The organism is Undibacterium sp. TJN25, assembly GCF_049339885.1.
Taxonomy (GTDB): Bacteria; Pseudomonadota; Gammaproteobacteria; order Burkholderiales; family Burkholderiaceae_D; genus Undibacterium.
In genome coordinates, this window is sequence record NZ_JBMPPM010000014.1 from 91601 (window position 1) to 113780 (window position 22180).

Here is a 22180-nt window from a genome sequence, read left to right on the forward strand (position 1 = left end):
GCGAAAGGGATTCTTTTCAATCTTTATAACAAGACAAATGAAGAGAATAGACTCGACGAAACCTTTACATCCTGAATACGCCAAATTTCACATCCGGAATCGGCGCATTCAGTGACGCCGACAAGCCCAGACCCAGCACCATGCGGGTATCGGCCGGGTCGATCACGCCATCGTCCCACAGGCGCGCGCTGGCGTAGTAAGGATGGCCCTGGTGTTCGTACTGGTCCTTGATAGGTTGCTTGAAGGCGTTTTCCTCTTCTGCCGACCAGCTGCCGCCCTTGCCCTCTATGCCATCGCGCTTGACGGTTGCCAACACGCTGGCTGCCTGCTCGCCGCCCATGACAGAGATGCGCGCGTTCGGCCACATCCACATGAAGCGCGGCGAATAGGCGCGGCCGCACATGCCGTAGTTGCCGGCGCCGAAGCTGCCGCCGATGATGACGGTGAACTTGGGCACGTTGGCGGTTGCTACCGCAGTCACCATTTTGGCGCCATTACGCGCGATGCCTTCATTCTCGTATTTACGACCGACCATGAAACCGGTGATGTTCTGCAGGAACACCAGCGGGATCTTGCGCTGGCAGCACAGCTCAATGAAGTGGGCGCCCTTCAGCGCGGACTCGGAAAACAGGATGCCGTTATTCGCAATGATGCCGACCGGCATGCCGTAGATATGCGCAAACCCGCAGACCAGTGTGGTGCCGTAGCGCGCCTTGAATTCGTCGAATACGCTGCCGTCCACCACGCGCGCGATCACTTCGCGCACATCGAAGGGTTTGCGGGTATCCACCGGGATCACGCCATACAATTCCTGCGCCGGAAACTTCGGCTCTTCTATTTCTTTCAGCACTACCTGCTGCGGCTTCTGGCGGTTCAGGTTGGAGACGATGGTGCGCGCCAGCGACAGCGCATGCATGTCATTTTGCGCAAGGTGGTCTACCACGCCGGACAGGCGCGTGTGCACGTCGCCGCCGCCCAGGTCTTCCGCACTGACAACCTCGCCGGTCGCGGCTTTCACCAGCGGCGGCCCGCCGAGGAAAATCGTGCCCTGGTTTTTAACGATGATGGATTCATCGCTCATCGCCGGCACATAGGCGCCGCCGGCGGTGCAGGACCCCATGACGACGGCGATCTGCGGGATTCCCTTGGCCGACATATTGGCCTGGTTGTAGAAGATACGGCCGAAATGGTCGCGGTCAGGGAATACGTCGTCCTGGTTCGGCAGGTTGGCGCCGCCGCTGTCCACCAGATAGATACAAGGCAAGTTGTTTTGCTCCGCAACCTCTTGCGCGCGCAAATGCTTCTTGACCGTCATCGGATAATATGTGCCGCCCTTGACGGTGGCGTCATTGCACACGATCACGCATTCCTGGCCCGCCACGCGGCCTATGCCGGTGATGACTCCGGCAGAAGGCGCGGCATCGGCGTCATTTTTTTCCTTATACATGTCGTACGCAGCCAGCTGCGAAAACTCCAGGAAGGGCGTGCCTGCATCCAGCAGCATCTGCACACGGTCGCGCGGCAGCAGCTTGCCGCGTGACAGATGCTTCTTGCGTGCGTCTTCGCCGCCGCCCAAGGCAATTTTCTCTATCTTTTGCTTCAGGTCGTCCACCACTGCCTGCATGGCCGCGGCATTGGCCTTGAAGTCTTCCGAGCGGCTGTTCAGTTTGCTGTCTAATATTGTCATTTTTCTTTGCTCTTTTCTGGAAATGTTCCATCCACGTAGTACCACTTACCGTCTTCCCTCAGGAAGCGGCTGACTTCATGCATGCGGTGCGCCCGTCCGTCTATCCGGTAACGCGCGACAAACTCCACCGTCGCTTCATCACCGTGCTGCACATGCCGTTTCACATCCAGGCCCAGCCATTTTGCCCCGTCATCGTGGACAATCGCATCCACGGGGCGCGTACTGGCATGCCAGCTTGCGCGCAAATAAGCTTCGTCAGCCAGCGTATAGGCGCTATAACGCGAGCGCATCAATTGCTCCGCCGTCACCGGCAGTTGCTGGCCGGAGATGAAGCTTCCGCAGCATTTTGCAAAATCCGGCAAGCCGCAGGGACAAGCCTCGACAACCGTCTTGCCCATTACAGCACCAAGCCAGGCAGAGACTGCATGTCACTGAAAACACAGGTGGCCCCCGCCGCCAGCAGCAGGCGCGGATCGGCGATTGCGGCAAAACCATATACCGTCATACCTGCGGCAACACCCGCTGCCACGCCGGTAGCGGTGTCTTCAATCACCACGCAGCGCGCCGGCGCAATGCCCATGCTGTGCGCGGCCTGCAGATACACGTCCGGCGCGGGCTTGGTGCGCGCCACCTCCATGCCGCTAAACATTTTCCCTTCAAAGTGCGGCAGCAGGCCGGTACGGCCCAGCGTAATATGCATCTTCGCGCGGTCGGCGCCGGAGGCGACGCAAAACGGCATGTTGCCGTCTTGCAGATGCCGTATTGCATCAATGATGCCCGGGATCGGCGTGATGCTCTCATTCAGGCCACGGTCGCGGCGCGCAATGAATTCACTTAGAAAATCCGGCGGCAGCGGCCCGCCTATCCTGGCCTCTATGATCGCGATTTCATCCCTGACGGAGCGCCCCACAAAAGTATGCATCGTTTCTTCATACGAGATTTTCCACCCCAGCTCATTGAGCAGGTCCGCGAGGATACGGATGGTGATCGGTTCGCTGTCTACCAGCACGCCGTCGCAATCGAATGCGACCAGGTCAAAACGCGGCATAGAGTTTCTTCGTTAAGTGTTACTTGTCATACGGCGGCAATGGCTCAGGCCAGCGCGCGCCCTATCAGAATTTTCTGGATGTCGGACGTGCCTTCATAAATCTGGCACACCCTGACGTCGCGATAGATGCGCTCCACTGGGAAATCGCTGACGTAGCCGTAGCCGCCATGGATCTGGATCGCATCCGAGCACACTTTTTCTGCCATCTCGGAGGCGAACAGCTTGGCCATCGCCGCTTCTTTCAGGCAGGGCTTGCCGGCGTCCTTCATGCTGGCCGCATGCCAGATCAGCTGGCGCGCCGCCTCGATCTGCGTCGCCATGTCCGCCAGCCGGAACTGCACGGCCTGGTGTTCAAAAATAGCCTTGCCAAAGCTGGTGCGCTCCTTCGCATATGCCAGCGCCGCCTCAAACGCAGCACGCGCCATGCCTACCGACTGCGCGGCGATGCCGATGCGGCCGCCTTCCAGGCCAGACAAGGCAATCTTGTAGCCCTGGCCTTCGTCGCCTATCAGGTTCTCTGCCGGGATGCGGCAGTTCTCAAACAGGATCTGCGCGGTGTCGGAAGAATGCTGGCCCAGCTTTTCTTCCAGCCGGGCGACGATATAGCCGGGCGTGCTGGTCGGCACCCAGAAAGCGCTGATGCCTTTCTTGCCGGCAGCCTTGTCCGTCACTGCCATGACAATCGCCACGTCGGCATACTTGCCGCTGGTGATGAACTGCTTGACACCGTTGATCACATACTCATCGCCGTCACGTGTAGCGGTCGTGCGCAATGCCGCGGCATCGCTGCCCACATGTGGTTCGGTCAGGCAAAAAGCGCCCAGCATGTCGCCCTTGGCCAGCGGCGCCAGCCATTGCTTTTTCTGCACGTCATTCGCATACATCATCGCAATGCTGCATACCGGGCAGTTGTTGACCGAGATCACGGTGGATGTCCCGCCGTCCCCGGCCGCCACTTCCTCCAGCACCAGGGCCAGCGACAGGTAATCCATGCCGGCGCCTCCCAGCTCTTCCGGCACGGCAACGCCATAGGCGCCCATCTGGGCCAATTCCTTCAATTCCTGCTGCGGGAAATGATGCTCCTTGTCCCAGCGCGCGGCATTCGGCACCAGGCGTTCCTGGGCAAAGGCGCGCACCGCATCGCGTATCATTTCGTGTTCTGGCGTAAGTAACATAGTGAGCTTCTAAAAAACCGGCTGACGGCTACCAACTGAGTGGCGTGCCATCGTAATTGAAAAATTTTCCATTGTCGCCTGCCTTGCGGCTGGCGATCGTATTGCGTATTCCTTCGGCGCTCTCCTGCACTGAAATATCGGCACCCTCGCCACCCATTTCAGTTCGCACCCAGCCGGGATGAAAAGCGATGCAAATCGCATTTTTGACGCTGAGCGAAATATCCTTCAGGACGGAATTCAGCGCTGCCTTACTGGCCCGGTACAGCCAGCCGCCATTACTTTCACGCATGCTGATGGAGCCCATGCGCGATGAAATAACGGCCAGCCTGCCGTCGGCATGATCGACCAGCGGGGCAATCATCGGCAGCAAGCGCATCGCCGCCAGCACATTGGTATGCATCACCTGGTTGAAATCCACTTCGTCCGGTGTCGCCAGCCCGTCGGCGCGCGGACCATAGACGCCGGCATTCAGGATGGCGACATCGATCTTTTCATCGTCCAGTTTCCAGCCCAGGCCGGCGCAGTCGTTGAGCGTGTTGACGTCCAGCGGCAAGGCTTCGCAGCCGAGGGCGCTGAGTCCAGCCAGGTCCTCCGGCTTGCGTGCTGTTGCAATAACGCGCCAGCCTGCGTGCCGGTATTGACGCGCGAGTTCTTGACCTATGCCGCGAGAGGCGCCGATGATTAAAGCTGTTGGCATGATGTCATCCGTTTCGCTTGAAATAGTTCAGGCAGCGCGCCGCCATGTCCAGCGAATGAGACGCTGCACGGCACGCTGCATTGATGGCTTACGCCAGTTCGATCGCCACCGCAGTCGCCTCGCCGCCGCCTATGCACAATGCTGCCACGCCGCGTTTCAGGCCGCGCTTCTGCAAGGCGCCTATCAGCGTGACGATGATGCGCGCACCGGATGCACCGATAGGATGGCCGAGCGCGCAGGCACCGCCGTGCACGTTGATCTTATCGTGCGGGATGTTATGGTCTTTCATCGCTGCCATCGGCACCGCGGCAAAAGCTTCATTGATTTCGAACAGGTCGACATCTGCCGTCGTCCAGCCAACTTTCTTGTACAGCTTTTCTATCGCGCCTATCGGTGCGGTAGTGAACCAGTTCGGCTCCTGCGCATGCGATGCATGGCCCAGGATGCGGGCAATGACCTTGCTGCCCATTTCCTTGGCAGTCGATTCGCGCATCAGCACCAGCGCAGCAGCGCCGTCGTTAATTGACGAGGAAGAAGCGGCGGTGATCGTGCCGTCTTTCTTGAACGCGGCTCTCAGCGTAGGGATTTTTTCTATTTTGGCTTTCAGCGGGCCCTCATCCTTGTCGATGACGGTGTCGCCATTGCGGCCGGACACGGTGACCGGGGCGATTTCCCATTTGAAGGAACCGTCGGCAGTGGCAGCCTGCGCGCGGCGTACGGACTCCATGGCGAAGGCATCCTGGTCTTCACGTGTAAAGCCGTATTTGGATGCGCAGTCTTCGCCGAAGGTGCCCATGGCGCGGCCCTTGTCGTAGGCGTCTTCCAGGCCGTCCAGCATCATGTGGTCGAAAATCTGGCCATGGCCGATGCGGTAGCCGCCACGTGCCTTCGGAATCAGGTAGGGCGCATTGGTCATCGACTCCATGCCGCCCGCAACGATCACGTCATTGCTGTGTGCGGACAACGAATCGTAGGCCATCATCGTGGCTTTCATCGCGGAGCCGCACATCTTGGACAAAGTGACGGCGCCGGTGGACATGGGCAAACCCGCTGCCAACGCCGCCTGGCGCGCAGGCGCCTGGCCCTGGCCCGCCATCAGGCAGTTGCCGAACAGGACTTCCTCAACCTGCTCGGGCTTGATGCAGGCGCGTTCAACCGCGGCCCTGATGGCGACTGCGCCCAGCTGGCTGGCGGTAACGGCAGAAAAATCGCCCTGGAACGCGCCCATAGGGGTACGTGCTGCACCGACGATAACGATAGAATCACTCATGACATTTCTCCATAGGTAGTCAAAATAAACGGCGGATAATTATTCGCCGCATGTCAGTTCAGGGACCGCAGGTTCGGACAGCGCAGTGCACTGCCCGGGCCTGCCGGCGGCCTGGTTTACAAATCTCAGATGCTGCGGATACGGAAAGACATCCTCTACATGTCCGTCCAGTATGCGCTGCTTGCGTGCCTGCCAGTAAGCTGCGGTCAGCAGGTCCGCATGGTGCTTCATGAAATATTGTCGCACCTTGATATTTCCCAGCAGGAAGGTGCCAAACTGTTCCGGGAACACATCGTTCCTGGCGACCGGGTACCAAGGTTCCGACGCCATCTCGTCTTCTTCATTGCGCGGCGCCGGTATTGTCCTGAAATTGCAGTCCGTGATGTATTCAATCTCATCGTAATCGTAAAACACAACACGACTATGACGGGTGACGCCGAAATTCTTGTACAGCATGTCGCCGGGAAAGATATTGGCGGCAACCAGTTCCTTGATCGCATTGCCGTATTCAACGATGCCGTGCTCCAGCGCTGCGTCATCCTGGCTTTTGTCGGCTTCGGACAGATAGATGTTCAACGGCACCATGCGGCGTTCTATGTACAGATGCCGGATGACGATTTCATCTTCATCTTCTTCCACGACGGACGGCGCATAGTGTTTGATCTCCGTCAGCAATTCCTCGGAAAAACGGGTGCGCGGAAAAGCAACGTCGGAGTATTCCAGCGTATCGGCCATGCGCCCTACTCTGTCGTGGTTTTTCACCAGCAGGTATTTTTCCTTGATCAGCGCCTTCGTGGTTTCCTTCGGCGGCGGAAAGCTGTCCTTGATCACCTTGAACACATACGGGAAGGACGGCAGCGCAAACACCAGCATGACCAAGCCGCGTATGCCGGGCGCCGCTTCGATGATGTCGGATGAATATTTCAGGTGGTGCAGGAAGTCACGGTAGAACAGATTCTTGCCATGCTTTTGCAAGCCCAGTATCGTATAGATTTCGCTGCGCGGTTTCTTCGGCAGGATGCCGCGCAGGAATTGCACATAGGCCGACGGCACCGCCATGTCTATCATGAAATAGGCACGCGTAAAGGAAAACAGCACCGTGATCTGTATCGCGTCGAACAATACCGTATCGAGTACCAGCTGCTTCCTGCGGTTGTGCAGAATAGGGATGACAAAAGGATGTTCGCGATTACCGTTGATGCTCTTGCCGACGATGTAGGCGCCCTTGTTGCGAAAGAACAGGTTTGCCAGCACCTGCACCTGGTGATTGGGTTCCGGCCTGTCTGCGCCATAGCTTTCCAGAAACCGCTGCTCGACCAGTGCCGCGTCACGGTCCAGGTCGGCAAATTCGGTCTGCAACTGGAAATTGGTGACAATGCGCTTCAGCGTGTAATTCAATCCATCCTTGGCCGGATAGTACACGCGGTAAGTCGGCGCGCTGTCCTTGTTTTCTATATATTCGGTCGATACCGCCGGGCGCACGAAGATAAAATCATTATGGAAGTAATTCCGGTGCAGCATCTTGGTGCAGACAGTATTGAAAAACGTCTCGGCCAGTTCAGGCTGCAGGTGGTCAATCAACAGGCCCATGTAGTGCAGCTTGACTTCGCGCCATACCTCGTCACTCAGGTCTGCCGGTTCGTATTCATCTTCCAGCATCTGCACGCATTCCTTTACGCGCATGTCGTAGAAGCTGATACGTTCGCGGGCCGCGATTTGCGCCGCCTGCCAGTCGCCCGCCTCAAAATGCAGCTTGGCCCGCTGGCTGGAGGCGCGGAACAGGCGATAATGCTTGTCAAAGCCGTCCATGATCGTCCGCGCAATATCGAAAGCGATTTGCGAAGACAATAACTTGGGGAAGGCGACTTGGCTCATTGTGCTCGGCTTCGTGTCAGTTCAGCTTGAACTGCAGTTTCCACGCTTGCAGCTTGGCGATATCGGCGCCGATGCCGCCACAAACGATGACCAGCGGTTTGCTGAAGTCTGCCAGTTGCGGCAGGTTCTGATACGCCACGGCCAGTGAAGCGCCGCAAGCCGGCTCCACCAGCATGCGCATGTCATCGGCAAACCGCAGGCAGGCATCCACCGCCTGCGCATCGCTGACTGCGGCCATGCGGATATCATGAACGCGGGTCCAGTCCAGCGCTTGTTGCGCCACGCGGCGCGCGCCCAGGCTGGTGGCGATGCTGGTGATGGCTGGCAGCGTCACCAGTTCATCGGCCTGCACTGCGGCTGCCAGCGATGCGGCGCCCTCCGTTTCGACGGCGATAACCGGCACCTGCTGCAAGCCGTTCCTATGCAGCCCTTGTACGACGCCGCTCATCAGGCCTCCTCCGCCGACAGAACAGACTACGACATCAAAATCAAAGCCGGCAGCCAGCTCATCGATCATCGTTGCATTGCCGTCCCAGATATCCGGATGGTCGAACGGCGGAATATAAACAGCGCCCGGCTGTTCGCACAGACGCAGCGCGAGCAGATTCGCTTCGTCCCACACGCTGCCTTCGACAATCACGTCGGCGCCTATTGCGCGTATATTCTGCCGCACGCTTTCGTGCGTGGTGTGCGGCACCACGATGGTAGTGCGCACGCCCAGCGCCGCACCGGCTACCGCAGCGGCGAAACCGGCATTGCCGCCTGAAGGGCAAACCAGGTGGCTGACGCCTTTGTCCGCTGCACGCTGGCATAGCAGGCCTATGCCGCGCAGTTTGAAAGAGCCGGAAGCTTGCGTGTTTTCCAGCTTCAGCCAGACCTTTTTGCCCAGTTGAGTCGACAGGCTGCGATGTTCCAGCAGCGGTGTCCTGCTATGCAGATGCGTCATGCGTTTTCATTCCTTCCAGACCAGTGAGAACCCTGCTGCCGCCTCAGGTGACAGCAGAAAGCCCAAGTTTACTTGGTCTCGGCAAACAATTCACGGCCTATCAGCATACGGCGGATTTCGCTGGTGCCGGCGCCGATCTCATACAGCTTGGCGTCGCGCCACAGGCGGCCCACCGGATATTCGTTGATATAGCCGTTGCCGCCCAGCGTCTGGATGGCTTCGCCGGCCATCCACGTGGCTTTCTCCGCGGAATACAGGATCGCGCCGGCGGCGTCCTTGCGGATGGCGCGTATGGCTTCCGGATTCTTGGCGCGGTCGCAAGCCTGCCCTACCGCGTAGACATAGGCCTTGCAGGCCATCATTGTCGAATACATGTCGGCAAGCTTGCCCTGCATCAGCTGGAACTCGCCGATGGGCTGGCCGAACTGCTTGCGATCATGCACATACGGCACCACGACGTCCATACAGGCCTGCATGATGCCCAATGGGCCGCCGGACAGCACGGTACGCTCAAAGTCCAGGCCAGACATCAGCACATTGACGCCCTTGCCCAGGCCGCCCAGCACATTCTCTGCCGGCACCACGCAATCCTGGAACACCAGTTCGCCGGTATGCGAACCGCGCATGCCGAGCTTGTCCAGTTTCTGCGCAATGCTGAAACCCTTGAAGCCCTTTTCTATCAGGAAGGCAGTCATCCCGCGCGGGCCGGCCTCCAGGTCATTTTTTGCATACACCACCAGCGTATCGGCGTCGGGGCCGTTGGTGATCCACATCTTGGTGCCGTTCAGCACCCAGTGGTCGCCTTTCCAGTCAGCGCGCAGCTTCATGCTGACAACGTCGGAACCGGCATTCGGCTCCGACATTGCCAACGCGCCGACATGTTCGCCGCTGATCAGTTTGGGCAGGTATTTGGCTTTTTGTTCGGGCGTGCCGTTGCGGTTGATCTGGTTCACGCACAGATTGGAGTGGGCGCCATAGGACAGGCCTACCGACGCGGAGGCGCGTGAAATTTCCTCCATAGCAATAATATGTGCCAGATAGCCCATGTTGGCGCCGCCGTATTCTTCGCTGACGGTCATGCCGAGCACGCCCAGGTCGCCCATCTTGCGCCACAGGTCCATAGGGAACTGGTCGCTGCGGTCGATTTCAGCGGCACGGGGAGCGATTTCATTGGCGGCGAATTGTTGTACGGCTTCGCGCAATGCAGCGATGTCTTCGCCATGATCGAAAGTCAAGCCTGGGAGATGGAGCATGTCGTCCTCACTTTATTATGGATGTATTGTTGATTACTGGGTCTATGATGGTCAGTGATGCAAGCACCTGCCGCCCTTTGGGCTCAGGCCTTGGGTATTACAAACAATGTCTGCTGCATGATGGCGCACAGTTTTTCCTCGCCTTGATTGACGGCAAATACTTCGGTGCTCGCAACTACCAGGTTTTTGCCGGCCTTCAGCACCTTGCCTCGCGCAACCAGCCTGTCGCCTATGCCGGGAGCGACAATATTGATCTTGTATTCCGCAGTCAGGCATTCGCTGGCCGGCATCAGCAGCGTATTGGCGGCATAGCCGCCGGCGGAATCGGCGATGGTGCCGATGACTCCTCCATGGAAATAACCATGCTGCTGGGTCACCGCCGGCCCCATCGGTACCGAGATTTCACAGCTGCCCGGCGCCATTTCGGTCAGTTGCGCACCCCATGCCGTCATCACGCCCTGCTTGCTGAAACTGTCCAGCAGCAGCAAGGCGACCTCATGCGATAAGGGACGCGAAGGACGCGATGTATTTCCGCCGGCTGTTTTGCCGGTTTCACCATTGATCTCGCTGTTGCTTCCGTTGCTTCCGTTATGCATCGCGGCTCCGCACACTGTTCCAGGTAAAAATGATACCTTCAATTGACGTTTACGTAAACGTAAAGCAGCCTTATAATTCGCAGGCAACGCCCCTACCGTATTTTTACGTTGCCAGTTTTTCCAGCTTGGCTGGCTTCGTTGCCTTTTTGGCTTTTACCGGCTGTTCCCTGGCTTGTATCAGCAGCTTCTGGCTCTGCTCTTCATGCGCAGCGATCTCGGCCAGCATGATTTCGATGTCTTCGCGCTGCTGTTCCAATGCCGCCCTGTGCCTGGCAAGCACTTGCAGGAAACTTTGCAACTGGACTTCCGTATCTTTCGGCGAGCCGTACATGTCAACCAGGCTCTTGATGTCGGACAGCGACAGGCCCAGGCGCTTGCCGCGCAGCGTCAGCTTCAGGTGCGTGCGTTCACGCGCCGTGTACACCCGGTTGCGGCCGCCCGGTCCTTCCCGCAACGGGCTGATCAAGCCCTGGTCTTCGTAAAAACGAATGGCGCGCGGCGTGATGTCGAATTCTCGTGCTAATTCGGTAATGGTGTAGGTAGGCATCGTCGGCAGGATCTGGGCAAGCGGTTTTTAACTGGGGGAATCGGCAAAACAGCATGAAATGCAAAATCTGATTACAATCTCTGTCTGAATCGCAGTTTACGTAAACGTCAAATAACATTGTAGGGCATTCTGTGCATTTAGCGAAACTGTAGAACTCATTTGATCCATAGAGGTGAAATGTGTTCCAACAACGACAAGCAAAAATATAAAAGTGAGAGACGAATGAATCCGCTGGAAATGCAATTGAACTATCCCTTTGGGGAAACCCTGCCGGAAACCGGCAAGGTCATGGAAATCGCGCCCGGCGTACTGTGGCTGCGCATGGCCCTGCCGTTTGCGCTGAACCATATCAACCTGTGGCTGATCGAAGACGATTACGAAACCGAACACGGCATGGTGCACGGCTGGACAGCCGTGGATTGCGGCATTGCCAGCGACGCCACCCGCGATGCATGGGAAGTGCTGTTCGGCTCGCAGACGGAGGGCTTGCGCGGCCTGCCTATCGTACGCGTACTTGCCACCCATTGCCACCCGGACCATATCGGCTTGGCTGACTGGCTGTGCACACGCTGGAATGCGCCGTTGTGGATGACGGCGGGCGAATACAGTTTTGCGCGCATGATGTCGGCCAGCCTTCCCGGTGCCGACGGCACGGCAATGTACCCGCATTTCAGGAAACACGGCCTTGTCGACCCGGCGATGCAGGACAGCATCAAGGACCGCAAAGGCCATTACACCAAACTGGTGCCTTCCGTGCCCGCCGCCTACCACCGCATGCAGGACGGCCATGACGTAAAGATAGGCGACCGAAAGTGGCGCGTGATTACCGGCTTCGGCCACTCCCCGGAGCATGCCGCGCTGTTTTGCGAGGAGCTGAACCTGTTGATTTCGGGCGACATGGTGTTGCCGCGCATTTCCACCAATGTGTCGGTATTTGCGATAGAACCAGAAGCCAATCCTGTGCAGCAGTATCTGGATTCGCTGAAAAAGTTTGCCGGTTTGCCGGAAGACGTGCTGATCCTGCCTTCGCACGGTAAACCGTTCAAAGGCTTGCATACCCGCATACAGCAGCTGAACGACCATCATATCGAACGGCTGGCAGAAGTGATGACAGCCTGCGTGACGCCCCAGTCGGCAGTCGATATCGTTCCCGTCATGTTCCCGCGTGCGCTGGACGCGCACCAGATGACCTTTGCCATCGGCGAGGCGCTCGCGCATCTGCATAAGCTGTGGATAGATGGTGCGTTGCGCCGGCAGCTGGACGACGACGGGGTGTTGCGCTTCGCGGTGAGATAGCAGGCAAAGCCGCAGGGCACTAGCTAGCGCCCTATTGCTAGGCGGCCTGTCTCAGGCGGTCCATGTAGCCCGCCCGGATGTGGCGCGCCATTTCCTGCGCCGGCGCGCTCAGCGGCATGGCCGACTGGCACAGTTTGATGGCGAAATCCGGCAATGCCGGAAGGCCGGACGAGGCGTCCAGTATCTGCAGGTCCAGCGGCACGGTGGAAGCCAGCCACGCGGTGACTGTCATGTCCATGCGCACCGTTGCACTGGTGGCTTCTATGCTGCTGTTTTCAAACACGGTGCGCCACGGCAAGCCCTTGGCGTCCAGCGCCGCAAACATCCTCGGGCGGAAAACGCAGGTCTCGGTGACTATCGCTACCGGCAGCGGCCGTTTGCGGTAGGCTTCGCCGCCTGCGCAGCCTACCCACACCAGCGGCTCCACGGCCAGGCATTCACCGTCAGCGCCCGGCTCGCCTGCCGGTTCCTCAATCAGTGCCAGCTCCACTTTGCCGGCGCGCAAGGCCTCCTGCAGTTCTACCGACGACGCCGATGTCAGTGATATTTCCACATTCGGGCAGCTCTGCGCAAAGGACTTGAGTATTCTGGCAAGGTGGGTGCCGACCAGGTCATGCGGCACGCCCAGCCGCACTTCGCCGGTAAATGCCGGAGCATTCATATCTGCCCAGACTTCATCGTTCAGCCTGAGCATGCGGCGCGCATGACCAAGTAAGCGCTCACCCTCATTGGTCAACCTGGCGCCATGCCGGTCGCGCTCAAACACGGCGCAACTGAACAATTGCTCCAGGCGCTTGACCTGCTGGCTGACGGCGCCCTGCGTCAGGTGCAGCTGGTTGGCAGCGGCGGTGATGCTGCCGGATTCGTAAACAGCAACGAAACTGCGCAACAGGCCGATATCGACGTGGCGGAACATGGACACCCCCTTATATTAGAAGTGCTAATGGATCAGATAAAAAACATTCGGTTGTCTAATTATACGCACGCCGCTTACCATTTGCCCAACTCAACATCGGGAGAACAGGCATGCATGCAGTCAATTTCGTCAAGGCGCTGGAACAGGTAACGGAATACTGGACACCCCGCGTCATCGGGCGGGTCAACGACCAGTATCTGAAGGCGGCCAAACTCAAGGGTGAGTTCATGTGGCACAGTCACGCGGACGAAGACGAGCTGTTCTATGTCATCTACGGCAATCTGACGATGCAGCTGGAAGACCGGAACGTGCATCTCGGTCCCGGCGATTTTTTTGTGGTTCCTAAAAATACCCGGCATAATCCGGTTGCTGCGGAAGAATGCGGCCTGATCCTGGTGGAAAGCGTGACCACCCTCCACACCGGTGAACTGCAGACGGACCGCACGGTCTCCCTGGAAGAACAGCTGGCCGGCTAAGGCCTCTTATCCATCCCGTTTTATCCATGCCGGCCGGCGTGCGCAAGCACGCCGGCCGGTTGCACCACTGAATTGCCTCATGAACAAACCTGCTGCCAGCATCTATATCAAACTTGTCTTTGTCGCCATGTTCTGGGGCGGCACCTTTATCGCCGGGCGCATGGTTGCCGGCACCATACCGCACATGATTGCCGCCGCATTCCGCTTCATGGTGGCCTGCACTTTGCTGATCCCGCTGGCCTACAAGCTGGAAGGCGGCCTGCCGCGATTGACGCGGCAACAGGCGCTGGCGACCTTTGCTCTGGGCGCTACCGGCATTTTTTTGTATAACATCTGCTTTTTCAAGGCCTTGTCGCTGATGCCGGCGGGCCGCACTGCGCTTTTCGTGGCGCTGAACCCTACCGTCACGGCATTGGCGCTCGCGATATTTTTCCGCGAACACCTGAGCGCGCGCAAATGGCTGGGTATCGCGATTGCCTTTGCCGGCGCGGCCGTCATCATCACACGCGGCGATTTGCTGGGTGCGCTGCATGATATTTCGCAGTCGGTAGGTGCGGGTGAACTGATCATGTTCTGCGCCATCTCTGCGTGGGCTGCCTACACCATCATCGGCCGCCATGCGCTCAAAGGGCTGACGCCGATTGCTGCGACTACCTATGCGTCGCTATGGGGGCTATTGATGCTGGCAGCCGGCGCCGCCACGGAGATACCCGGCATGGACTGGAGCCTGGTGACGTGGAAGGTGGTCGGCGCGCTGGTGTATTTAGGCGCCTGTGGCACTGTGATCGGCTTTGTCTGGTATTACGAGGGTGTGAAAGCGCTGGGGCCGGCACGCGCGGCCGTATTCAATAATCTGGTGCCGGTATTCGGCATCAGTTTCGGCGCCTTGCTGCTGGGAGAGCCGGTGCTGGCATCAATGGTGATAGGCGGCCTGCTGGTGATCGCCGGCGTCACGCTGACCAATCGCTAGTCCCGTCAGCCAATTCTTTCAGATAATGCAGCCCGCGTATGGCGCGGCTGCCGTACCAGGAAATCAGCTCTCCGTCGACGAGGCAGACCGGCTTGCCGATCTGCCGCTCCAGCGCATCCACATGCTCCTCGGTAAAACGATAGGGTTCGCTGGACAGCAGCACCATATCCACGCCATGCAGCAGTGCATCATGCCACTCAAATACCGGATAGCGCTTGTCGCTGGCCGGAACCTGCCAGGTCTTCCAGCCTATCAGGTCCAGCATGTTGGCAATATAGGTATCGCACGACACCGTCATCCACGGGTCTTTCCAGATGCAGTACAACACCGTCTGCGGCGGCTGTGAAGGTCGCCGTGCCTGCAATCCCTGCAAAGCCAGCTGAAACTCCGTGCTTAGCTGCTGCGCCCGTTGCTGCACATTGAAGATTCCGCCCAGCAGTGTATACAGCGCAGGATTATCTTCCGGCCTGACCGGATGCGTGACGATGACATGCGGAATGAACTCGGCCAGCCGGTCCACCGTGGGTTTTTCATTTTCATCGATATTGACAATCAGGTGCGTGGGCGCCAGCTTGCGGATCTTGTCGATATTGACGTCCTTGGTCCCGCCTATCTTGGGGATATCGCCGATCAGCGCCGACGGATGTATGCAAAAACCGGTACGCCCCACCAGTAGCGGCGCCAGGCCCAGGTCGCACACAAGTTCGGTTATCGACGGCACCAGGCTGACGATACGCGCGGAGGTGCCGGCAACCGGGGCATGCAGCGTGCCCAGCGCATCGAACAAGGCGCCCTGCGTCAAAGGGACACCTTGGCCCCGCGGCAAGCACCGCGGGAGAACATCAGCTGAAGAGTATCATGCATAAAAAAAGCCCGTATTGGATACGGGCTTATTGTAGAGCCAAACGCAAGACGGCTTAGAGATCGCTTATTTTTTCTTCGCGGATGCGGCAGCGCTGGTGGAGGCAGCAGCAGCGGCAGGCGCAGGTGCGGCACCGCCTTTTTCTTTCTGCACCTTGGCAACCAGCCAATCCATCACTTGCAGGCTGGCGGCATTTTGCTCCGGCTCAGTCACAGGATGGCCCATCGTCACGCCGACGATGGAAGGAGAAGTGATATAACGGCCCTCGACGGCAAAAGTCGGCACGCCGGTAATATTGAATGTTTCCTGCAACTGCTTGGAGCGGCCCAGCTTGCTGCGCACCGAGAAAGAGTTATAGGTGTCCTGGAATTTTTGCTTGTCCAGGCCATTTTTCACTGCAAAGTCCAGCACTTCGGCATCGCTGCCCAGGCGTTTGCGCTCTACGTGCATGGCATAAAACACTTTGCTGTGCAATTCTTCCAGCTTGCCCATTGCTTCCAGCGTGGCAAACAACTTTTGCTGAGGCAGCGTGGACTCAGAGAAATCGACGTGGATGCGCTTGAAGACGATGTTATCGCCCTGTTTCTTGACCCACTGGGTCAGCATGGGGTCGAGAATATTGCAGTGGGGGCAGAAGTAGCCGAAGAATTCTATGACTTCCACTTTCTTGCCGGCTTCAGCCGGCTGCGGCCTGGCCAATACCTGGTATTCAGCGCCGAGTTGCGGAGCAGTGACGGATGCACTGGCGCCGGCGGCTACAAAACCCATGATCAGGAACAGTTGTCGAAATAAACGCATTTCATTTCCTTAAAAAATTTTACGAAACTCAGTTTTACTTGATTTATTTGGCAGTGCGAACGACGGCAACGTCGACACTATTCTCGGACAACTTTGCGCGCATTCGGTTCATTGTTTCGACCTGGCTGAACGGACCTATGCGTACGCGGTACAGATTGCCGTTTTCCGACGGACGCTCGCTGATGCGCGCCTCAAATCCCAGCAGCGCCAGTTTGGCACGGGCGCTTTCGGCATCGGCCTGTTCACGGAAGGCGCCGGCTTGCAGGAAATACACGTATTTATCGTCACCGCCGTCCGCCTTGGCAGCAGCGGGGGCATCTGCCGTCCGGGGTTCAGCAACAGGCTTGGCAGCAACCGGAGCAGCGGCAGGTGCGGGAACTGGCGCAGGGGCGGGCCGTTCCAGCGCAGCCGCAGGCTTGTTATCCGCAACATCTGCGGGCTTTGCCGCATTGGCATCTTTGGCCAGGTCCTTGGCCGCCTCTTTCGCTGCATCCTTGTTGCCATATAGCGGCTTGTTCGGATCCAGCAGCTGACTGGTCGGCATGTCGGCCTTGTTGCCGTTTTTATTGGTGAACGGCGTCGAGGATTTGGTGATCAGCAGCGCCACCGCCACCGCAATCGCCAGGCCGACCACCAGCCCTATGATCAACCCCAGCAAGGTGCCGCCCTGTTGGCGGCGAAAACCTGACTGAAGCATTGCTTGTTGAGATTTCATGCGTCTCCGATAAAACTTGTTAATCAGTTCTGATTGTTCCGGGAAGGCGATGCAGGCTGCTGCACTTACATCTTGCTCGGTGCAGACACGCCTATCAGCGCGAGGCCGTTGCGCAGCACTTGGCGCGTAGCCGACATCAACGCCAGGCGTGCCATCTTGACGGCCTGGTCATCCACCAGCACCCGCTCGGCATTGTAATAGCTATGCAGTTCACCGGCCAGATCCCGCAGGTAGAATGCCACCTGGTGCGGACCCAGCTCTTCCAGCGCGCGCTCCAGCGCCTCGGGATATTCGGCCAGTTTGGCCAGCATGGAAGCTTCGCGTGGTGCGGTCAGCGGCGACAGGTCGACGTTGATCAGGTCCGCCAGCGCAGCCTCGTCGCCGCCCCATTGGGCCAGCACGGAGCTGATGCGCGCGTGCGCATACTGCACGTAATAGACGGGGTTTTCATCGGACTGCGCCAGCGCGACATCCACATCGAACACAAATTCGGTGTCTGCCTTGCGCGAGATCAGGAAGAAACGCACCGCATCGCGGCCTTTGGCGATATCGCCATTGCCGGACCATTCGATCAGATCGCGTACCGTCACGTAGGAGCCCGCCCGCTTGGAAATTTTTACCTCGGCACCGTCTTTCATCACGGTGACCATCTTGTGCAGCACGTAGTCGGGGTAACTTTTGGGGATGCCGATATCGACAGCCTGCAGGCCGGCGCGCACGCGCGCAATAGTGCCGTGGTGATCGCTGCCCATCACATTGATGGCTTGGCGATAGCCGCGCTGCCATTTGACAATATGGTAGGCCACGTCCGGCACGAAGTACGTATAGGTGCCGTCGGTCTTTTTCATCACGCGGTCTTTGTCGTCGCCGTACTCTGTCGTACGCAGCCACAGCGCGCCATCCTGCTCATAGGTCTTGCCGGATTTTTTCAATGCATCGACCGCGGCCTCAACCTTGCCTTCGCCGTACAGCGAAGTTTCAAGATAATAGTTGTCGAACTTGACGCCGAAGGCCTGCAGATCGATATCCTGCTCATTGCGCAGATAGGTAACGCTGAATTTGCGGATGGATTCAAGGTCTTCGATATCGCCGCTGGCGATAGCCGGTTCGCCATCGCTGGCCGATACGGTTTTCTTCGCGAGGAAATCCTGGGCGATTTCGGCAATATAGTCGCCGTTATACGCAGACTCCGGCCAGCCGGCGTCACCGGGCTTGAAACCGCGCGCCCGCGCCTGCACCGACGTCGCCAATGTGGCAATCTGCACCCCGGCATCGTTGTAATAAAATTCACGGGTAACGTCATAGCCCTGTGCGTCCAGCAATGCCGACAAGGCATCGCCCAGCGCGCCCTGGCGGCCGTGGCCCACATGCAGCGGACCGGTGGGATTGGCAGACACGAACTCGACAATGACTTTCTGCCCTGTTCCCTTGTTGCCTTTGCCGAACTGCCCGCCCTGCTGCAGAATGGTTTTGACTACGGCCTGTTTCGCAGCAGCGGCAACACGGATATTGATGAAGCCGGGGCCGGCAATTTCCGCGCTGGCGATCAGGCCGGAGGAGCTTGCCTGCAGCGCACTCACGATAGCCTGCGCCAGTTCGCGCGGATTTTTCTTCAGCGGCTTGGCAATCTGCATCGCAATATTGCAGGCAATGTCGCCATGCGAAGGATCGCGCGGACGTTCCAGCGTGATGTTCGGCGTCAGGCCGCTGTCTGCCAGCAAGGGCGCGACAGCGGATTGGATCAGTTCGAGAATTTCTTGTTTTTGTTGAGCTAGCATGGCGTTTGTCCGACGGCGACAGCCCGTGGAAATAAATTTTGACAACGGACATTATACCTTGGGTACACGCCTGTCCGGCTTGCTCATGTTGTTCACTGTTAAATCGGCAGGGAGGGCAAATACCCTCCCTGTCCGGCTCTTGCCTGCAATATAGCCGGCGAGAGCCGGCTGCTTCAGGCCTGGACTTGCAGCACGGCGTCGGCCTGCTGTTTATACATCGTCAATACTCTGAGCAATTTCCCCAGGAATAAGCCGTTGAACAGGCCGTATGCCAGGCAGACTGCGGCAGCAAAGCCGGTTTCGCTACGCAGTTGCCCATTGATGGCGATCATGACGCCAACGCAATATTTAGTCAGGAAGATTGCCATCATCAGCGCCATTGCACCCCAGCTGCCGCGGTAGAAAACGGCGCTCTTTTCAGGCAGTATGCGAACATTCCTGTCGTTGACCAGTGACCAGGAGATTGCGCCTCCCGCCAGCAGGCCCGCCAGCCAGGTGCCCATGCTGAGCAGGTTGAAACCGAACGTGCCTGCGATGCCCTGCATCGACAGCGCCAGCATCACCAGCGGAATCACCGAGACGGTTTTCAGGCTCAGCTCCCGATCCCTGCTCGCGATGAAGCCGCGGTACATCAAGAAAGCAAGTATGGCCCAGACCCAAAGTGGTGTGTGAATGATAATTTGCTGTAACATTTTTTTGCTCCCGTCAAAATAGTGCGAAAAGAGAATCAGAATTTCGTGTGTCCGTGAATCTATGAACATCATTTTTTCATTTCCACTGGGGCTTTCGTAGCGCTTTGCGACGAAGGGTCGATTTATGTCGCGAAGGCGGAGGTTTACGGCTTGAGAATGTGCGCGAGCGTGTAGAATGTTTTGTTTTTTCTGTCTGGATACAAGATCATGTGGTTCAAGAATTTGCAGATTTTCCGCCTGCCGGCGCCATGGAATGTCGATACAGCCAAGCTGGAAACACAACTTGCGTCGCAATCCTTTTCGCAGTGCCCATCCAGCGAAATGCAGAGCCAGGGCTGGGCATCGCCACGTGACAACGAGCACCTGATACATAGTGTGAGCCACCAGATGCTGCTGTCCTTGGCGACGGAAAAGAAACTGCTGCCGTCCAGCGTGATCAATCAGGTCACCAAGGCAAAGGCCGCTGAGCTGGAAGAGCAGCAGGGCTTTGCGCCCGGCCGCAAACAGATGAAAGATTTGAAAGAAAGGGTTACCGACGAACTGCTGCCGCGCGCCTTTTCCATCCGCCGCAATACGCTTGTCTGGATAGACCCGGTCAACGGCTGGCTGGTCGTCGACTCTTCCAGCCCATCCAAGGCCGATGAAGTGATCAAACTGCTGTTAAAAGCCGACAAGATTCCGCTGGAAAGCCTGCGCGTCAAGCTGTCGCCACAAGCAGCGATGACCGACTGGCTGGCCGGCAACGAAGCACCCAAGGGTTTTACGATAGACCAGGACACGGAACTGCGCGCCCATACCGAAGACAAGGCGACTGTCCGCTACGTACGCCATTCGCTGGATGCAGACGACGTGCAGCGTCATATTGCCGCAGGCAAGCAATGCACCAAGCTTGCAATGACATGGGACGACAAGATTTCCTTTGTGCTGACCGATACGCTGGCGATCAAGCGCATCAAACCGCTGGATATCCTGGATGAAGAAACCGACAAGCGTGCCAGCGGCGAAGACGAGCGTTTTGACGCTGATTTCATCTTGATGGCATCTGAAATTGCCAAAATGATGGATGACCTGGTATATGCGCTGGGTGGTGAGATGCCGGCGGCAATGGCGGCGTAATGTTGTAGTTAAAATCCGGGCATTCAGCATCGCTGCCCGGCTTGAGTTATATCTACGTTTTCCGTGCTGATAGTGGAAAAAATGCCCGTTTATACGGGCATTTTTGATTTCGGGCTAAGTGAGTTGGGCGCCCTACATCTGCAAGCTACCGAATGGCTTGTAGTAATTCAACTCTCACCAACAGGCGCTTTTTTCTTTCTACGAGATATACTCATTAGTGAAAAGCTGGATGGACACGCAAATAAAAATGCCCGCTTGCGCGGGCATTTTATATTTTGGCGGAGTGGACGGGACTCGAACCCGCGACCCCCGGCGTGACAGGCCGGTATTCTAACCAACTGAACTACCACTCCTAAACTACTTGACTGTTTCTCTTTCAATGCCTATCTGATGGTGGGTGCTGAGAGGCTCGAACTCCCGACCTACGCCTTGTAAGGGCGCCGCTCTACCAACTGAGCTAAGCACCCAATGTTCTCGCTTAGTTCAGATACACATTCATCGTTTGTCACCAACGACTAGAGAAGCAAGATTATAGGATGCATTTCGCACTTTGTCTAGGGAGTTTGCAGATTTTCCGTCAATTTTTCCTAAATTTTTTACATTATTTTTTCGAGATCTTCTACCGCCTGTTTTTTCATCCAAGCTCAGCCCTCACTTTGGTTCAGCCGGAACCTCCCTGAAAGCCCATAACCTGCTACCGGTAAAATTCCAGCACAGGCCTATGCCGGTCGTGATGACCTGGGACAGCCAGGGATGCCAATCCCAGTGATGCACGAACAAGCTCATCAAGCCAAGGTTCAGGCACCAGCCCACTGCCAGCACCGCAAAATATTTCGATGCCGCTTCCATGTGCGATTTTCCGCTGCCGAAAGTCAGGAAATAGTTCAGCACATAGTTGACCACCGAGCCAAGGATATAGCCGATAGCAGATCCGGTAACCGTAGCCGATTTCCCGGACAGCATCAATGCAATGCCGACGCAGGCATACTGCACTGCTGTCCCGGACAAGCCGACTGCGGCAAAGCGAATGAACTGGCGAAGAACCGGTTTGGACATCATGCAAGTAATCCAGGAATAAAGTGAGTAGAGGGTGCCGTCGAAAGTAGCGCGCCTGCTGAGGCTGGATAGAGAATCCCGTTCATCAGCCAGCCTGAATTCTATGTGTTTTAGGCGACGCCGGGTAAACGGAAAGTGTCGTTTTGAGCGAGGATTCATGTGCCTGCCATATCGTACGAGACCGTCTGTTCAAGGTCGACATAAAACAGCAGCTATACAAACTTTATGTAAAGCGGCGAGCGGAAGCGGAGGGTACAAATCGGGGATGGGAATGGCAAAGCGGGAAGTCTAAAGCAAAAACCCCTCCGTCTTGCGAGGGAGGGGTTTTCTGGATAAAAGCCTGACGATAACCTACTTTCACACTGGTTGCAGCACTATCATTGGCGCAGAGTCGTTTCACGGTCCTGTTCG

The 22180-nt window shown here is 57.6% G+C and carries 22 protein-coding genes and 2 tRNA genes; 4 read left to right on the forward strand and 20 right to left on the reverse strand.

Annotated elements, in window-relative coordinates:
* Nucleotides 1–64: 64 nt before the first annotated feature.
* The 11 genes from ACO0LO_RS26160 to ACO0LO_RS26210 all read right to left on the reverse strand — a co-directional run bounded on the left by ACO0LO_RS26160 (nt 65) and on the right by ACO0LO_RS26210 (nt 11094).
* Nucleotides 65–1687 (reverse strand): carboxyl transferase domain-containing protein, encoded by a 1623-nt coding sequence (locus tag ACO0LO_RS26160; protein WP_422968964.1) that lies wholly within the window; start codon nt 1685–1687, stop codon nt 65–67.
* Nucleotides 1684–2085: a YchJ family protein gene (locus tag ACO0LO_RS26165; protein WP_422968966.1), complete on the reverse strand. Its 402-nt coding sequence runs from the start codon at nt 2083–2085 to the stop codon at nt 1684–1686. The genes ACO0LO_RS26160 and ACO0LO_RS26165 overlap by 4 nt, the downstream gene beginning before the upstream one ends.
* Complete coding sequence (locus ACO0LO_RS26170; protein WP_422968968.1) at nt 2085–2735, reverse strand: HAD family hydrolase; 651 nt, start codon at nt 2733–2735, stop codon at nt 2085–2087. Before ACO0LO_RS26170 ends, ACO0LO_RS26165 begins: the two co-directional genes overlap by 1 nt.
* 44 nt (nt 2736–2779) lie before the next feature.
* Nucleotides 2780–3910, reverse strand: coding sequence for an acyl-CoA dehydrogenase family protein (locus ACO0LO_RS26175; protein ID WP_422968970.1), 1131 nt, complete (start codon nt 3908–3910; stop codon nt 2780–2782).
* 28 nt (nt 3911–3938) lie between these two features.
* On the reverse strand, nt 3939–4607 hold the full coding sequence (locus ACO0LO_RS26180; RefSeq protein WP_422968972.1) for an SDR family oxidoreductase: 669 nt from the start codon (nt 4605–4607) through the stop codon (nt 3939–3941).
* Between the two features lie 88 nt (nt 4608–4695).
* On the reverse strand, nt 4696–5877 hold the full coding sequence (locus ACO0LO_RS26185) for an acetyl-CoA C-acetyltransferase (RefSeq protein WP_422968974.1): 1182 nt from the start codon (nt 5875–5877) through the stop codon (nt 4696–4698).
* 39 nt (nt 5878–5916) lie between these two features.
* The gene (aceK, locus tag ACO0LO_RS26190; RefSeq protein ID WP_422968975.1) at nt 5917–7752 is read right to left on the reverse strand and encodes a bifunctional isocitrate dehydrogenase kinase/phosphatase; all 1836 of its coding nucleotides are present in this window, start codon (nt 7750–7752) and stop codon (nt 5917–5919) included.
* A gap of 16 nt (nt 7753–7768) precedes the next feature.
* The gene (locus ACO0LO_RS26195) at nt 7769–8698 is read right to left on the reverse strand and encodes a pyridoxal-phosphate dependent enzyme (RefSeq protein WP_422968977.1); all 930 of its coding nucleotides are present in this window, start codon (nt 8696–8698) and stop codon (nt 7769–7771) included.
* A gap of 68 nt (nt 8699–8766) precedes the next feature.
* Nucleotides 8767–9951: an isovaleryl-CoA dehydrogenase gene (locus ACO0LO_RS26200; RefSeq protein WP_422968979.1), complete on the reverse strand. Its 1185-nt coding sequence runs from the start codon at nt 9949–9951 to the stop codon at nt 8767–8769.
* An 83-nt stretch (nt 9952–10034) separates the two neighbouring features.
* A complete protein-coding gene (locus ACO0LO_RS26205; RefSeq protein ID WP_422968981.1) occupies nt 10035–10547 on the reverse strand; it encodes a PaaI family thioesterase in 513 nt (170 codons plus the stop codon).
* Nucleotides 10548–10650: 103 nt separating this feature from the next.
* Entirely contained in the window at nt 10651–11094 is a 444-nt protein-coding gene (locus ACO0LO_RS26210) for a MerR family transcriptional regulator (RefSeq protein ID WP_422968983.1), read from the reverse strand.
* 222 nt (nt 11095–11316) lie between these two features.
* Here ACO0LO_RS26210 and ACO0LO_RS26215 point away from each other — a divergent pair, with 222 nt between their 5' ends.
* Nucleotides 11317–12390, forward strand: a complete 1074-nt coding sequence (locus ACO0LO_RS26215) for an MBL fold metallo-hydrolase (protein ID WP_422968985.1) — start codon at nt 11317–11319, stop codon at nt 12388–12390.
* Between the two features lie 37 nt (nt 12391–12427).
* On the opposite strand, the gene ACO0LO_RS26220 is transcribed toward ACO0LO_RS26215, so the two are convergent.
* Nucleotides 12428–13306 carry a LysR family transcriptional regulator gene (locus ACO0LO_RS26220; RefSeq protein WP_422968987.1) on the reverse strand — a complete coding sequence of 293 codons (879 nt, stop codon included), beginning with the start codon at nt 13304–13306 and terminating at the stop codon, nt 12428–12430.
* 110 nt (nt 13307–13416) lie between these two features.
* On the opposite strand from ACO0LO_RS26220, the gene ACO0LO_RS26225 reads away from it, so the two are divergent.
* Both ACO0LO_RS26225 and ACO0LO_RS26230 read left to right on the forward strand, forming a co-directional pair.
* A complete protein-coding gene (locus ACO0LO_RS26225) occupies nt 13417–13782 on the forward strand; it encodes a cupin domain-containing protein (RefSeq protein ID WP_422968989.1) in 366 nt (121 codons plus the stop codon).
* A gap of 79 nt (nt 13783–13861) precedes the next feature.
* Nucleotides 13862–14752 (forward strand): DMT family transporter, encoded by an 891-nt coding sequence (locus tag ACO0LO_RS26230; RefSeq protein WP_422968991.1) that lies wholly within the window; start codon nt 13862–13864, stop codon nt 14750–14752.
* On the opposite strand, the gene ACO0LO_RS26235 is transcribed toward ACO0LO_RS26230, so the two are convergent.
* The 5 genes from ACO0LO_RS26235 to ACO0LO_RS26255 form a co-directional block, all read right to left on the reverse strand.
* Nucleotides 14733–15554 carry a helical backbone metal receptor gene (locus ACO0LO_RS26235; RefSeq protein ID WP_422968993.1) on the reverse strand — a complete coding sequence of 274 codons (822 nt, stop codon included), beginning with the start codon at nt 15552–15554 and terminating at the stop codon, nt 14733–14735. The two genes, ACO0LO_RS26230 and ACO0LO_RS26235, sit on opposite strands and share 20 nt — an antisense overlap.
* Before the next feature lie 126 nt (nt 15555–15680).
* Nucleotides 15681–16412 carry a thiol:disulfide interchange protein DsbA/DsbL gene (locus ACO0LO_RS26240; protein WP_422968995.1) on the reverse strand — a complete coding sequence of 244 codons (732 nt, stop codon included), beginning with the start codon at nt 16410–16412 and terminating at the stop codon, nt 15681–15683.
* Between the two features lie 43 nt (nt 16413–16455).
* On the reverse strand, nt 16456–17127 hold the full coding sequence (locus ACO0LO_RS26245; protein ID WP_422968997.1) for an SPOR domain-containing protein: 672 nt from the start codon (nt 17125–17127) through the stop codon (nt 16456–16458).
* 65 nt (nt 17128–17192) lie between these two features.
* Nucleotides 17193–18905 (reverse strand): arginine--tRNA ligase, encoded by a 1713-nt coding sequence (argS, locus tag ACO0LO_RS26250; RefSeq protein WP_422968999.1) that lies wholly within the window; start codon nt 18903–18905, stop codon nt 17193–17195.
* A 173-nt stretch (nt 18906–19078) separates the two neighbouring features.
* Nucleotides 19079–19597, reverse strand: coding sequence for a DUF6622 family protein (locus ACO0LO_RS26255; RefSeq protein WP_422969001.1), 519 nt, complete (start codon nt 19595–19597; stop codon nt 19079–19081).
* Between the two features lie 207 nt (nt 19598–19804).
* On the opposite strand from ACO0LO_RS26255, the gene ACO0LO_RS26260 reads away from it, so the two are divergent.
* On the forward strand, nt 19805–20713 hold the full coding sequence (locus ACO0LO_RS26260; protein WP_422969003.1) for a recombination-associated protein RdgC: 909 nt from the start codon (nt 19805–19807) through the stop codon (nt 20711–20713).
* 276 nt (nt 20714–20989) lie between these two features.
* On the opposite strand, the gene ACO0LO_RS26265 is transcribed toward ACO0LO_RS26260, so the two are convergent.
* The 3 genes from ACO0LO_RS26265 to ACO0LO_RS26275 form a co-directional block, all read right to left on the reverse strand.
* Nucleotides 20990–21066 (reverse strand) — tRNA-Asp (locus ACO0LO_RS26265).
* Between the two features lie 38 nt (nt 21067–21104).
* A tRNA-Val gene (locus ACO0LO_RS26270) sits at nt 21105–21180 on the reverse strand.
* Nucleotides 21181–21364: 184 nt separating this feature from the next.
* Nucleotides 21365–21772 carry a GtrA family protein gene (locus tag ACO0LO_RS26275; protein WP_422969004.1) on the reverse strand — a complete coding sequence of 136 codons (408 nt, stop codon included), beginning with the start codon at nt 21770–21772 and terminating at the stop codon, nt 21365–21367.
* Nucleotides 21773–22180 lie beyond the last annotated feature (408 nt).